This window comes from Flavobacterium rarum (SeqCode) (genome assembly GCF_965234445.1).
Classification (GTDB): Bacteria; Bacteroidota; Bacteroidia; order Flavobacteriales; family Flavobacteriaceae; genus Flavobacterium; species Flavobacterium rarum.
In genome coordinates this window covers 203840-218546 of the sequence record NZ_OZ248501.1, presented here as the reverse complement: position 1 = coordinate 218546, position 14707 = coordinate 203840, and the positions used below count along the sequence as shown (strand labels likewise).

Below are 14707 nucleotides of genomic sequence, written 5' to 3'. Positions count from 1 at the left end.
TTAAGAAAGGTTTAGGCGTAATTCTTTTTTAAGGGAATTTGAACTTTTTTTACCATTTATATTTAGTTTAAATTTTATTGTAAATTTGATAATTAAATCCCCAAATTATGAAGTTCTATTTTACCCTACTATTTAGTTTTGTAGTTTCTTGTGTTTTTGCTCAAGAACAAGTTTCGTTCTTTTTTGAAAGTAATAAATTTGTTTTGCAAAAAAACGAATTGTCAAAATTAAATCAATGGTTAATTGCAAATAAGGAAGTCAAAGTAATCGGGGTTTATGGCTATTGTGATGAAGAAGGATCGGTTGGATATAATGATACTTTGGCTAAAAATCGAATTGATTATGTCTTTAATATAATAAAAAACAAAGTAAAAATAAGAGAAGATTTCAAAACTAGAAATTTTGGCAAACTGCATACTTCTTCAACTTTAAAATCAGAAAACAGAAAAGTTATTTTGTATTATATTTTGCCAAAAGATTTTCCAAACGAAGAAAAAATTATTGCCGAAAAGAATGTTGTTGTAGAAAAGATTAAGCCAAAAATTAAATTCTCGGATGTCTATGTTTACGAAAATCCAGATGGCTCTTCAGTAAATATAAAAATTGATACCGTTTTTATGAAAAAAGTAAGCGTAGCCAACGTAGGGGAGAAGCTTAAACTGGAAAGCATGAATTTTTTTGTGGATACTTTTGCTATTATGCCACAATCCAGATCTGTAATGTTTGAATTACTGACAGTTATGAAAAGTTGTCCCGATTTAAAAATACAAATTCAGGGACATATTTGTTGTGTAAAGAATGATGTTCGGGATTTAAGTACCCAAAGAGCAAAAGCGATTTATAAGTTTCTTGAATATAATGGAATTGAAAAAAGCAAAATGTCATTTGTGGGTTATGCTAGTACAAAACCATTATATCCTTTGCCCGAAAAAACAGAAGAAGAACGCGAAGCAAATAGAAGAGTTGAAATTGAAATCTTAGCCAATTAAGTGTGATATTGATTTTAGATTTTAGATTTTTTGAATTTGAAAATTTTTGATTGAAATTGGAATTGCCATTGAGACTGCTTTTGAAATTGCCATTGATATTGGCATTGCTTTTGCCATTGAAATTGCCATTGCTTTTGCCATTGATATTGGCATTGAAATTTAATTGTTTAATTGTCACATTAAAATTATCTTTGCCCAACAACTACACAACATAAAAATGAGTTCAGATACTTCAAAAAGATATGCACAACGCGGTGTTTCGGCATCCAAAGAAGATGTTCACAATGCTATAAAGAATATAGACAAAGGTTTGTTTCCTCAGGCATTTTGCAAAATAGTGCCAGACTATTTAACTCAAGATGAGGATTATTGCCTTATTATGCATGCAGATGGTGCAGGAACAAAATCGTCTTTGGCCTATATGTATTGGAAAGAAACTGGAGATATTTCGGTTTGGAAAGGTATTGCTCAAGATGCTTTAATCATGAATATCGATGACTTATTGTGTGTAGGAGCCACAGACAATATTTTATTATCATCTACTATTGGTAGAAATAAAAACCTTATTCCTGGCGAAGTTTTATCTGCCATTATAAACGGTACAGAAGAGATAATCAAAGAATTGGATTCCTTCGGTGTTACTATACACTCGACAGGTGGAGAAACTGCCGATGTTGGAGATGTAGTAAGAACCATAATTGTAGATTCTACCGTAACTGCTAGAATGAAACGTTCCAAAGTAATTGACAATGCCAATATAAAGGCAGGGGATGTCATTGTTGGAATGGCTTCTTTTGGACAAGCAACTTATGAGAAAGGTTATAACGGCGGAATGGGAAGTAATGGTTTAACCTCTGCACGTCACGATGTTTTTGAGAAATATTTAGCAACTAAATATCCAGAGAGTTTCGACGCTGCTGTTCCTAATGAGTTGATTTATTCTGGTCAAGTAAAATTGACAGACCCAGTCGAGAATTCTCCGATAAATGCTGGGCAATTAGTGCTTTCGCCAACTAGAACTTATGCGCCAATAATCAAGAAAATTTTAGACAAATATACTTCACAAGATATCCACGGAATGGTGCATTGCAGTGGAGGAGCGCAGACCAAAATTTTGCATTTTGTTCAAAACCTACATATTATAAAAGACAATTTATTTCCAGTACCTCCATTGTTTCAATTGATACAAGAACAATCCAAAACCGAATGGAAAGAAATGTATCAAGTATTCAATTGCGGACATCGTATGGAAATTTATGTTCCCGAAACCGTTGCTCAAGATATAATTGAAATTTCAAAATCATTCAATGTTGATGCTCAAATTGTAGGTAGAGTAGAAGCCTCTGATTCAAAGAAATTAACAATTACAAGCGAATACGGTACTTTCGAGTATTAAAGGTTGTTTAATCGTTTTTGGTTTAATCGTTTAAAGGTTTAACCATGTTATAGATTAAACTAATTAAACTTTTAAAACAATTAAACTTTTTTAAAATGTACGAACTACTTTTTTGGAAATACTTGGATGAAGTTTATTTAAATCATCACGAAGTATACGAAGCCATAGACGAACAACAAGAAGTTGAAGGTCTTGAGGAACTACCTGTTGCTGTGATTTTAAATAGAATTAATTCTGTATTCTCAAATTGGGAAAAAGTAGATGATAATAGTTGGAAGAATGCCAACGGAAAAGGCGCTTTTCATATCAAAACTACTTCACAAAGCATCAAAATAGATTGTTACGGCACCGAAGGAAAAACCATGAATTTACTTGTAGATACTATGGCCGAATTCAAATGTCCGCTATATGACCCTCAAGTTCCAGAGCGTTATGATGAAATGAGTGAATAATAGTTGAAGGAGCTTCATCCAGCTATCCGTTGCAAGTACGCGCATAAAACACTATTTTTCTAAGTCATAAAAGGAGCTTCCTTTGGTCGCTCTTTTACAACAAGAAAAATTAGTGTTTTATACTGTGGGCTTTTCACTTTTATCTGGGCTAAGACATCAGTGAATATTGGTAAAAAGGCTGTAATTTGTCTTTTTTTTATACATTAACTCAAAAATAAAAAGATGCTTACTTCTCAATTCCCTCAAGATGTTATACTCGAAGACGAAATGGTTTTGCTTCGTCCTCTTCAAGTCACCGATGTCGAAAATCTATTGGATATTTCTATAAATGAACCCGAAACTTGGGAGTATGCATTGGTTCGTGCCAACGGCAAAGAAAACCTAGAAAATTATATCCAAATTGCTTTGAAAGCTAAAGAAAACAAAACAGAATTTCCTTTTATAGTTTTCGACAAAAAATCGGGTAAATATGCTGGAAGCACGCGATTTTATGATGTTAATTTAGCGTTCAAAACCCTTCAATTAGGATATACTTGGTACGGAAAAGATTTTCGAGGTACAGGCCTGAATAAACATTGCAAATATTTGTTATTGCAATTTGCTTTTGAAACCCTAGGAATGGAGCGTGTCGAATTTCGAGCCGATAACAATAATCAACGCAGTATTGCTGCTATGAAAAGTATTGGTTGCAAAGTCGAAGGTGTTTTACGCAGTCACATGCCAACATTAGGAAGCGATGTAAGACGAGACAGTATTGTATTGAGTATTCTTAAAAATGAATGGTTTAATACCGTTAAAGAAAATTTAAAAGAAAAGCTTTAATAGTTATTTTAACCTGTTTTTGGGAAAACTGATATGGAAAGTACTCCCTATGCCTTCATTACTTTCAACCCAAATTTTTCCATTGTGTTTTTCAATGTATTCTTTACATAAAATTAATCCTAAGCCAGTACTTGGTTCTGCTTCTGTACCAATTCTATTGTTTTTAATATCCAATTTGAATAAGTTCTCTATAATTTTTGGACTCATCCCTATTCCATTGTCTGTTACTGTAATTGTAGTATTTGTAATATCTTCTTTGGTTTGAATTATTATAGTTCCCTTTTTAGGAGTAAATTTTATAGCATTAAAAACAATATTTCGAATTATGGCTTGGAACATATTTTTGTCTGCAAAAACGATTTTTGCATTTTCAATATCAGTATTTATAATTATCTCTTTTTTATGGGCAATATCATGCAAAGTTAGGACACTATCTGATAATATTGATTGTAATGCTAATTCTTGCGGATCAAAAGGGATTAAGTTTTGCTCCATACGGGACCATTCTAATAAATTTTCCAAAAGGTTAAAAAGATTTTTAGCAGAGCTTTTCATGTTGAAAGCTGCAAACTTTATTTCTTCTGAAGATAAGGTGTCAATGTCTTCCGCCATGAGTTCTGTCAATCCTAGAAATCCAACAAAAGGGCCTTTTAAATCATGGGCAATAATAGAGAAGAATTTATCCTTTTGTGTATTTATATCAGAAATTATTTTATTTGTTTTTCGTTTAGATAGGTATAACCATAAAAATAATCCAAAAAGTAAAACAACTGAAATTGTTACAATAATTAAAAAATACACTTTTCGAGAATCTCTATTTATTTTTAATTTTTGAATTTCTATTTGTTTATTCTTTAAATCGAGTTCTCTTTGAAATGCAAGATTTGCTAATTTTTTCTGACTATCTCTTGAAAATAATGAATCTTTAATAGTTGAATATTTTTCAAAATAGTCTAATGCTAGATCTTTATTACCTTTAAATTTATTTGCTTTAGATAAATAGAAATAAGTTTCTTGAATGTCTTTTAAAGACTTGTATTTCTTAAAGATAACTAATGATTGGTTAAAATAAGCAATTGATTTTTCAACGTTTTTTTCGCTATTGTCTTTATCATTTACTTCTAAAGATTTAAAATAGTAAATTCTACCTAGCTCAAAGATGTTGTATGTATTGTAAAGACTGGAATAATCATCATAAGTCAAAATGGATTGGTTTATCATTTCCAGTCCTTTTTTATAATTTTTCAAGTTTACATAGCAAATACCAATATTGCTAAGATTTAAACCGACACCTTCAATGTCATTTAAATTTTTATTCATAATTAGCGCTTTGTAGAAAAAGTTTAGCGCTTTATTGTATTTTTTTTGTTGTAAATAAACATCACCTATGTTGTTGTTTAATAAAGAAATGGATCTTTTCTCATTAGTTTTGTAACTTAACTTTAAAGCTTTATTATAGAAAATTAATCCTTGATTGAAGTTTTCAAGGTCGATATAAATTAATCCGATGTTGTTGTAAACTCGAATTATTTTTTTTCGATCATTTGAAGGTTCATATATGGAGAGTGCTTTGTAAAGATTATTCAATGCATTAACAAAATCAGATTTTACTTCGTAAGCAATGCCAAGGCTTGAATAAGCATCAGCAATCACCATAGGGTTGTTGTCTTTTTGTGAATATAAAATTGCTTTGTTAGCATAGCCTATAGCCTCATCTGAATCAATGTAACCAGAATAAGTAGATAGTTTTATTAACAAAACTGCTTTTTCTGAATTGTTATTTGTATTTTTTATGGCAAGCTTTAAAGAGTCAATAGTCTTATATATAGTGCTTTGACTTTTAACAGGAATGGAGTAAAATAGTAAAAAAAAATATAATATAAAAGTAATTACTCGAATCATTAATGAATTTTTCTCAAAAGTACACTAATTTATTAAATTGCTTGTGGAAAATTAAAATAAAATGTAGAGCCTAAATTTTCTTTGCTTTCTACCCATATTTGACCACCGTGTTTCACTATAAATTCTTTACACAGTATTAATCCTAAGCCACTACTTGGTTCGTCATCAGTTCCCATTCTGTTGGTTTTTACATCCAATTGGAAAAGGTTTTCTAATATTTGAGCGTTCATTCCTATACCAGAATCTTCTATTGATATGACAGTACCTTTTTCATTTTCTTTACTCTCGACCACAATTTTCCCGCCTTTTGGTGTAAACTTAACCGCATTTGACAAAATATTACGAATCACTGCATGTAGTATATTATTGTCAGCATAAATGTTTGTTTTCTCGGGTATATTGTTTTGTATTTTAATTTCTTTTTTTTGGGCTGCAATTTCAAGAGTTGCTATACATTCTTTTACAACAGGAAATAAAATGTTTTCTTGTGGATTAAAAGGTATTAATCCTTGTTCCATTCTTGACCATTCCAATAAATTTTCAAGTAATCTGTTTAAGTTATTAGCAGAACTTCTCATGTTTACAGCGGCAAACTGAATATCTTCTTTATCCATATCATTAATGTCTTCGGCCAATAGTTCTGTCAATCCTAAAAAACCAGTAAAGGGACCTCTTAAATCGTGTGCTATAATGGAAAAAAATTTGTCCTTTTGTTTGTTTATGTTCAATATCACTTTGTTCTTGTCTAATAATAATTGGTTGGTACTTCTTTTATTAATATACAACCAAAAAAACAGGATAAGTAATAATGCTATGGTAGCAGTAATAATGACTAATAAATATACTTTTTTTGAATTACTATTTATTTTAAGATTTTGAATTTCAATTTGCTTGTCTCTTAATTCTATTTCTCGTTTGGATTGTAGATTGGTTAATTTGTTTTTGTTTTTACTGGAAGATAATGAATCTTTTAGGGTGTTGTGTTTTTCAAAATAGTTTAATGACTTAGCAAAATTACCTTGCTCTTTGGATGTCTTGTATAGTTCTAAATAACAAATGCTAAGTCTGTCTAATATACCTGTTTCTGTAAATAAATTGACTGCATTGATCAGGTATAGTTCCGATTTTGCCAATAAAACTTTTTTGTTATTTGGACTTTCAATGGCCATTTTATAATAAGAAATTCCCATTTCTATATAGGTATTTCCAATATTGTAGGTTTGACCTTTATCATAACTTTTTAATGCTTCTTTAAAATAGTAGAGGCTTTTTGTGTATTTTTTTTGATCAGTATATAGTTGTCCGATTTTGGAATAACAATAACCAAGCCCATTTAAATCATTCATTGAAAGATTAATTTCTTTTGATTTGTTATAATAATCTAGGGCTTTGGTGTAATTTTTCTGTTCATAATACGCATTTGCTATATTATTTCTATTATATACCATTTCTATTTTGTTGTCCGTTTTTTTATTGATTTCATATGCTTTGTCTAAATATTTAAAAGCTTTTTTGTAGTTTTTTATTTCAATATTAACCAATCCTAAATTATTTAAGGTACCCGAAATTCCATTTTGATCTTTTAATTCTTCATATACAGTCAAAGATTGATAAAAATAATGAAGCGCTTTGGTGTAGTCCGTTAATACCCAATGACAAACACCAAGATTGTCATTTGCTAATGCTATTCCATTTTTCCAATTGGTTTTTGTGGCCAGATTAAGAGCTTTTTCTCCGTATGCAATACCTTCTTTAGGATTGGTGTAAAAATAACTACTTGCAATTCTGTTTAAAATATTTATTCTTACAGTATCTATCGTAGTTATTTTAAGATCTGCTTTTAATGACGCTACAGATTGAGAATATTGTTGTTGTTTTGAAGATACCTGTTTCAGTGTGTTTTTTGAAAGTTCAACGTATTTGGTTTTGTTTTTTGTATCGGATTTAGATAACAAAAGATACGCATTGCTTAATTGTTTTAGAGTATAATCAATATTTCCCAATTGATTTTTATCGTATTTATCTATGGCTTTTCTAAAATAACTTATGGCTTTAGTATAATTTTTTTCTTTTATATGTATTTCACCAATACGGCTTAGGGAATAGGCATAGCCGTTGGGATCTTTGATGTCCTGATTTATTACAATTGATTTATTGTAATATTCAAGCGCTTTTTGATTGTTGTTTTGAATAAAATAAAGATTGGCCATATCATTTAAAGAGTAAACAACTTCTGGTTGATCTCCAATGAATTGGTGTGTTTCTAATGATTTTTCAAAATAATAAAGTGCTTCTGTGTATTTTTTTTGAGAAGAATAAGAGAGTGCAATGTCTTTGTAAGTTGAAGCAATACCCTGTTGATATGATTTTTTTTGGTTAATCAGTAACGCTTTTTGAAAGTGAATATTTGCTTTATCATAATTGAAAAGCGAGGCATAACAAGTTCCAATATTACTATGGATGATTGCTGTTTCTTTATCCCAAAGTTTTTTTTCGGCCAAAGCCAAAGCTTTATTTCCATATTTTAAACCTTCTTGAGCATTGGTATATTTACAAACAGTTATTATTTCATTCAGTATTCTTATTTTGGATGAGTCTGTTGTAGTGCTTTGTAGTTTGTTTTTTAAAGTAGTTAGGTCACTTGCATTTTGGTTTTGTCCATTAACTAGATTTCCTAGTATTAGCATAAAGACTAACCATCTGTTTATTTTTAGAAATGAATTCATTTTTTAATATTTCAAAATTTAATTAAAGTTAAAATAGTATTATTTTTATAAATACTTATTCTTCTTTATTCATTATTCCAAAGATCAATAACCATACCATAAACAGCCTTGATGTCGTTATGTTGTTTTTTTTTCATGTTAAATGTCGTTTTTTATGTATAATTGTAAGTATTGTTTTAAGTTAAATCTATGTAGTTTTATTATCTTCAGATTGTAGATTTTTAAAAAATATGCTGTAAATCCTAATTAAAAAGCGTTGAATATTTTATTAAAAAAGAATGTGATTTTAGTTTGAAAGCAAAAATAGTTTCCAGTTTTGTGAAATTTAAATCTTCATTTTGTTTGGGATTAAAGATGTTTTTTTTGCCATAATTGTGATTAAAAATTTTATTTAAAAATAGAGGCTACTAATTGATTTTATAAAAAACAATTGAAAATGCTTTACTAATAAGAATAACAACCTTACTTAAAAAAAGATACCTTTGTTCAAGTGATTAAATAAATTGAAAAGAAATGAAAATAAACCTTAAAATCGGAATTGATAAACTCATTTTCGGTATGAAGCAAAATGACGTTATAGCGTTATATGGTAAACCAGACAGGAACTACAAAGACGAAGATGACAATGTGATTTTGGCATATAACACGCTCAAAATTAGATTGACTTTTTATGCAGAAGAAGAATTGAAATTGGGTTATTTAGTAGCTTCTAGCCCAAATTTGGAATTGTTTGGGAATAAAATTATCAACAGAAAAATTACTGATGTAAAAAAAGATTTGGCACAAAAAGGAATAACTAAATTTACTCAAGAAGAGTTTGATACTTACGAAAATTGCTTTAATGAAGAGAATTGGATTATTCTACAAACAGAATTTGAAGAGGTAGTTAAATTCGAAATTGGCGCAATCATAAATGCCAAAGACGAATTTGATTGGAAGTTTAAAAAGTAGTAATCAGTTTCCAGTCTCGGTTTTTATTTTAAACACCAAGACTGGAGCTGAAAACCTAATTCTTATATTATTGTTGTTTTTCAAACATTTCCAATTCGAAAATTAAATTTGTATTTGGTGGAATAACTCCTCCAGCACCTCTTTCTCCGTAGGCCAAATTTGAGGGAATAAACAGCAGTATTTTTTCTCCGTATGTCATATTGCTAAGACCTTCGATGAAACCGGGTATCATGCCATCTTTTTTTCCTGCTTCAAAAGGAAAAGGTTTGTATCCATTTTGAGCAGCTCTATTGGCATCAAATTTCCCATAAGTTTTGCATACACCTTCATAACTGCTGTCAAATAAAGTGCCATCTTCAAAATAGCCAGCATAATGAAAATAGAATGTAGATCCATTAACAGGTTTTATACCTGTTCCTTTTGTTAATACGCTATAAGCTAATCCTGATGGAGTTACGGTTGCTTTTGCTTTTTCGGAGGCTATGTTGGCAGTTTTTGCGGCAATAACAGAACCGTAAGTTGCTAGGTATGCTTTTTTTGCTTCAGCTTCAATAGCGACTTGCTTTTTTTTGTTTACTTCATCAATTGCTGCTTGCTTTTTTTGATCTTCTGCCTTGTTGTTAAAATAGTCGGAGAATATTTTTACTGCATCAAATTTCTTTGCTGCTTCCCCTTTTCGAACAATAGTAATTTTAGTAATCACATCTTCTTGAGCAATAGCATTTACTACTTCCATTCCTTGGGTTACTTTACCATAAATAGTGTGTTTCCCATTCAACCAAGGAGTGTCTTTATGAGTGATAAAAAATTGACTTCCATTTGTGGCAGGTCCAGAATTTGCCATGGCAAGAATTCCTGCTTTGTCAAATTTTGAATCTGTAAATTCATCTTTGAAAGCATAGCCAGGTCCGCCTGATCCATTTCCGTCAGGATCACCACCTTGAATCATAAAATCTTTTATAACTCTATGGAATTTTAAACCATCAAAAAATGGTTTTCCTTTTAGTTTTTCAACGGTCACAAATGGATTTTTTCCTTCTGCCAAACTTATGAAATTGGCAACGGTTACAGGGGTTTTTAAATAAAACAGTTGAATTGTGATATTCCCTTTGTTAGTGGCAATAGTTGCAAATATTCCTTCGGCAGCAACTGGAGCTTTTACGGTTGTTGCAGTCGTCTTCTTGGTAGTTACTGGCTTTTTTATATTTTGTGCGTGTAAATTAAATAACCCTAAAAAGAGTAGTAATGCAATTTTGGATTTCATTTTTTTTTAAATTTTATAGGTTTGTATTTTTTTGCGGAAGTTATTAAGAATCTAAGTTTCTTAGTTGCTTAATGACTTTACTTCATTAACTCAATTTCAAAAATAATGTTTGTATTTGGTGGAATAACATCACCTGCTCCAGCTTCACCATATCCAAGGTGAGATGGAATAAAAACCACTGCTTTGTCACCAATAGCCATTTTTTCAATTCCTTCAATGAACCCAGGAATCAGGCCGTCTTTTTTTCCTGCTTGAAAAGGAATAGGAATATATTGATTTGCTGCAGCTCGTGCAGGGTCAAACTTTCCAAAAGTTTTGGATACATCTTCAAGACTAGAATCAAACAAAGTACCGTTTTCTAGAAAACCAGCGTAATGAATGTAGATGGTAGAACCTATGGCAGGTTTTTTACCATTTCCCTTTTTAGTAATTACATATTGAAGTCCTGTAGCAGTTTTGGTTGCTTTACTTTTCAATGTTTCAAAAGAGGCTACCTTTTGTTCACAAACTTCTTTGTATTTGGTTTCGTATATTATTTTAGCCTCCAATTCAGCTGCTACTTTTTGTTTTTGACTTTCGGATTCTATTTTAAAATAATCTGAAAAGGTTTTTTTAGCATCAAACTTCTTAGCTACTTCTCCATTTCTAATGATAATGATACTTTTTATAAAATCATCTTGTTCAATTTGATTAACCACTTCGAGATTGTAGTCTACTACATGACCAAAAATAGTATGTTTACCATCTAGCCATGGTGTTTCCAAATGTGTGATAAAAAATTGACTGCTATTTGTTCCAGGACCATTGTTGGCCATTGCCAAAACCCCACCTTTGTCAAATCTTAAATAGGTAATCTCGTCTTTGAATTTGTAACCCGTGTCTCCTGATCCAGTTCCTAATGGGTCTCCTCCTTGAATCATAAAATCTTTGATCACTCTGTGGAATTTTAATCCATTATAAAATGGTTTTCCCTTTAAAGTGTCATTTACAATAAAGTTGTTTTCTCCTTCTGCCAATGTAATAAAGTTTGCTACGGTTACAGGGGCTTTTTTAAAATCCAATTCCAATAGAATACTTCCTTTGTTGGTTTCTATTTCTGCATAAAGACCGTCAGGTAAATTATTATGTTCTTTGTTACAAGAAATTAAAGTAGTAAGTAATAATAATACAAATAAAATATTTTTTTTCATGCTGCTTTTATTAATTAGTTATAGTGTCTTTTGGGGATTTGGCTTGTAATACTGTATTGGAATTCACAACTGAGTTGGCTTGTAGTTGGGTATTATATTTTGATTCAGGCATGAAATCACGTAGCGTTACGGTACAAAATAAAGGTTGGTTGGTGCCTATTTTGTTATTATCACCATGATAACCATATCCCATGTGGGAAGTAAATAGAAAATGTACTTTCTCAGTTTTTCGCATAAGTTTAATTCCATCTCTTAATCCCATCATAATTTCTTGTTTGTCTACTTTGTAAATTTGAGGGGCTAACTCTTCTTGAGAATAAATAATGTTGCCTTTCAAATCTTTAACTTCGTAATCAAAAAATGCAATATCTCCTTTTTTTGGTGTGAGACTATCTAGTAGATTTCTAGTTTCATAATAATACCAATAGCCTTTTTTTGAAGCGATGTACGTTTTGCCAGAGTTGCTTTTTATAATAGAATCAATTTGAACTTCTTCGCTAGCAATCATTTTTTTGTTTCTAGCAATGGATTCCTTCATAAAGCTTCCCGAAGACTGAGAAACGGGTCTTCTTGCTTCTTGGTGTTGTTTGCAACTTGAACTCAATACTGTTGCAAAAATTGCAATTAGTAATACTTTTAAATACTTCATGGGTTTTATATTTTTAAATTTCGCACCAAACCTTCAAACTTATGTAGTGTTTCTTCCATAGAAACTTCCGATTTTCCTCCAGCAGCATTACTATGACCTCCTCCTTGAAAATGATCTCTCGCAAACTGATTCACATCAAAAGAACCCTGTGAACGAAATGATATTTTGATGATTCCTTCTTCTTTGTTTTCGATAAAAATGGCTGCAAAAACAATTCCTTTTATACTTAAACCATAGTTTACAATACCTTCTGTATCCCCTTTTATATAATCAAAAGAATTTAGTTCGTCTTGCGTCAAAGAAGTGTAAGATGTTTTGTGATCCATCATTACTTTCATGTTTTGTAAGGCACGTCCAAGTAATTGCAATCGGCTATATGAACTATTGTCAAAAAGTAAAGTTGGGATTACCGTATTTTCTACTCCAAGATCTATTAATTCTGCAATGATTCTATGGGTGGTTCCGGTAGTTTTTGGAAATCGAAAAGAACCCGAATCGGTTAGAATTCCGGTATAAATGCAAGTGGCAATAGTTTTGTCTAAATCTTGTTTTTTGTCTAAAAAAGATATAAAATTATAAATCATTTCACAAGTAGAACCAAAAGCCACATCCGAATAGGTGTAAGTAGCATAATCATCTGGTTTTTGATGATGATCTATCATTATAAATGGTGCGGTCAATTTTTCTAGAACAGTCTCCATTTCACCAACTCTGTGCAGTGCATTGAAATCTAAAGTAAAAATCAACTCCGCTTCCTGAAGAGTTTTTGTGCAATTTTCTTTGTCTTTTTCGTAAATTTTTACCGTTTCAGAGCCTGGCATCCAAGCAAGAAAATCAGGAAAATCATTTGGAGAAATCACAGTTGGAAAGTGATTGTTTTTTAGCAAAAAATGATATAATGCTAATGTAGAACCCATGGCGTCTCCGTCTGGACCTCGATGTGGAATTATGGCAATTTTTTTTGGAGTTGATAATAACAACTGTATCGCTTGTATGTCTAGTGTATTCATAGTTTGCGAAATTACTGTTTTTTAACTAAAAGTTGAAATCATTTAAGAAATTAACAAATTTTATAGTTTTAGAAATATTTCAATCCTTTTTTTCGAATACTTTGGTACAAAATCGATTTTGGTCCTTTGACTATTTGTGATTTGTAAATGCCAATTGAGCCAGACGAAAAGTAAGCAATTAAACATGCAAGACCAATATATATGCCACTTTCAATACCAAAAAGTTCCATTCCCATTACCGTGCAAGCAATAGGAGTGTGGGTCGCTCCAGAAAAAACAGCCACAAATCCCATGCCCGCCAATAAGGCAATTGGCAGTGGGACTAAAACGGATAAAGCACTTCCAAGTGTTGCTCCCACGAAGAATAAAGGAGTTACTTCGCCACCTTTAAATCCTGCACCAAGTGTAAAACCAGTAAATACTATTTTTAAAAGAAAATCATAAGGAGTGTTTGCAGTAGAAAAAGCACTTACAATCTCAGGAACGCCTAGTCCAATGTATTTTGTAGTGCCAATAAAGTATAAGGTTATTGACAAAATAAGTCCTCCAATGAAAGGACGAAGTGGTGGGTAATTTATGTTTTTTGAGAATAACTTTCCCCAAAAATGGGTACTCCTAGAAAACAGTAGAGAAGCAAGACCAAACAATATACTCACGAGTATAATCCAAAAAAGAGTAGTAAAACTGAATTCTGGGATAAGCGGAATGCTGTAATGGGTGTGTTTTACATGCCAAAATTCTACCGTAAAATAAGCAATGTAAGCAACAAAAAAAGAAAGTAAACTACTTTTTAAGTTAATGCGACTAAAAAAAACTACTTCTAATGCAAAAAGAGCTCCTGCTAGCGGAGTCCCAAAAACCGATGCAAAACCAGCACTGATTCCCAAAATAATCAAAGTTTTTCTTTCGGATTGGGGTAATTTAAAAATTGTAGAAAAACTATCTGCAATAGCGCCTCCCATTTGCACTGCAGTTCCTTCTCTTCCTGCAGAACCGCCAAAAAGGTGAGTGATTAAGGTTCCAATTAAAACCAATGGAGCCATTAAAAAAGGAATCTTTTTTTGTGGATTGTTGTATTCTTCTAGAAGTAGATTATTACCTTTTACTACATTAGATCCATAAAAATAATAAAGATAACCGATTGCTAACCCTCCAACGGGTAAGAACCAAATAATCCAATTGTTTTGATTTCGGAATTGAGTTACATATTCTAATGAAACCAAGAAAAAAGCGGAGGCAGTACCAGAAATAATGCCTATCAAACTACAAATGATGAACCATTTGAGTGTGATAAGCATTATTTGTTTTATTTTTTGAAAATCCATCAATTGCAATACTTTTTTGAGAACCAAACTT

12 protein-coding genes and 1 pseudogene are annotated in these 14707 nt (G+C 31.2%); 5 read left to right on the top strand and 8 right to left on the bottom strand.

The features are described 5' to 3' along the window. Positions 1 to 107 precede the first annotated feature (107 nt). From AC8GF4_RS11650 to AC8GF4_RS11635, 4 genes are all read left to right on the top strand, one after another. Entirely contained in the window at positions 108 to 989 is an 882-nt protein-coding gene (locus tag AC8GF4_RS11650) for an OmpA family protein (RefSeq protein ID WP_506594820.1), read from the top strand. A 217-nt stretch (positions 990 to 1206) separates the two neighbouring features. Next, a complete protein-coding gene (locus tag AC8GF4_RS11645; protein ID WP_506594819.1) occupies positions 1207 to 2385 on the top strand; it encodes an AIR synthase related protein in 1179 nt (392 codons plus the stop codon). A gap of 95 nt (positions 2386 to 2480) precedes the next feature. Next, entirely contained in the window at positions 2481 to 2837 is a 357-nt protein-coding gene (locus AC8GF4_RS11640; RefSeq protein WP_506594817.1) for a hypothetical protein, read from the top strand. A gap of 222 nt (positions 2838 to 3059) precedes the next feature. Continuing rightward, the gene (locus tag AC8GF4_RS11635) at positions 3060 to 3659 is read left to right on the top strand and encodes a GNAT family N-acetyltransferase (RefSeq protein ID WP_506594815.1); all 600 of its coding nucleotides are present in this window, start codon (positions 3060 to 3062) and stop codon (positions 3657 to 3659) included. 3 nt (positions 3660 to 3662) lie between these two features. On the opposite strand, the gene AC8GF4_RS11630 is transcribed toward AC8GF4_RS11635, so the two are convergent. From AC8GF4_RS11630 to AC8GF4_RS11620, 3 genes and pseudogenes are all read right to left on the bottom strand, one after another. Then, positions 3663 to 4979 carry a tetratricopeptide repeat-containing sensor histidine kinase gene (locus AC8GF4_RS11630; RefSeq protein ID WP_506595073.1) on the bottom strand — a complete coding sequence of 439 codons (1317 nt, stop codon included), beginning with the start codon at positions 4977 to 4979 and terminating at the stop codon, positions 3663 to 3665. Beyond that, positions 4980 to 5315, bottom strand: a pseudogene (locus AC8GF4_RS11625) (tetratricopeptide repeat protein); the annotation flags it as partial. A gap of 278 nt (positions 5316 to 5593) precedes the next feature. Then, on the bottom strand, positions 5594 to 8287 hold the full coding sequence (locus AC8GF4_RS11620; protein ID WP_506594813.1) for a tetratricopeptide repeat-containing sensor histidine kinase: 2694 nt from the start codon (positions 8285 to 8287) through the stop codon (positions 5594 to 5596). Positions 8288 to 8800: 513 nt separating this feature from the next. Here AC8GF4_RS11620 and AC8GF4_RS11615 point away from each other — a divergent pair. After that, positions 8801 to 9238 (top strand): hypothetical protein, encoded by a 438-nt coding sequence (locus tag AC8GF4_RS11615; RefSeq protein ID WP_506594811.1) that lies wholly within the window; start codon positions 8801 to 8803, stop codon positions 9236 to 9238. Between the two features lie 67 nt (positions 9239 to 9305). Here the strand turns inward: AC8GF4_RS11615 and AC8GF4_RS11610 are convergent, their stop codons facing one another. The 5 genes from AC8GF4_RS11610 to AC8GF4_RS11590 all read right to left on the bottom strand — a co-directional run bounded on the left by AC8GF4_RS11610 (position 9306) and on the right by AC8GF4_RS11590 (position 14676). Beyond that, a complete protein-coding gene (locus AC8GF4_RS11610) occupies positions 9306 to 10502 on the bottom strand; it encodes a peptidylprolyl isomerase (RefSeq protein WP_506594810.1) in 1197 nt (398 codons plus the stop codon). A gap of 77 nt (positions 10503 to 10579) precedes the next feature. Continuing rightward, positions 10580 to 11692 carry a peptidylprolyl isomerase gene (locus AC8GF4_RS11605; RefSeq protein WP_506594808.1) on the bottom strand — a complete coding sequence of 371 codons (1113 nt, stop codon included), beginning with the start codon at positions 11690 to 11692 and terminating at the stop codon, positions 10580 to 10582. Positions 11693 to 11702: 10 nt separating this feature from the next. After that, a complete protein-coding gene (gldI, locus tag AC8GF4_RS11600; RefSeq protein ID WP_506594806.1) occupies positions 11703 to 12341 on the bottom strand; it encodes a gliding motility-associated peptidyl-prolyl isomerase GldI in 639 nt (212 codons plus the stop codon). Between the two features lie 5 nt (positions 12342 to 12346). Continuing rightward, entirely contained in the window at positions 12347 to 13351 is a 1005-nt protein-coding gene (locus AC8GF4_RS11595; RefSeq protein ID WP_506594805.1) for a DHH family phosphoesterase, read from the bottom strand. Between the two features lie 68 nt (positions 13352 to 13419). Then, positions 13420 to 14676 carry a voltage-gated chloride channel family protein gene (locus AC8GF4_RS11590; protein ID WP_506594804.1) on the bottom strand — a complete coding sequence of 419 codons (1257 nt, stop codon included), beginning with the start codon at positions 14674 to 14676 and terminating at the stop codon, positions 13420 to 13422. Between the last annotated feature and the right edge of the window lie 31 nt (positions 14677 to 14707).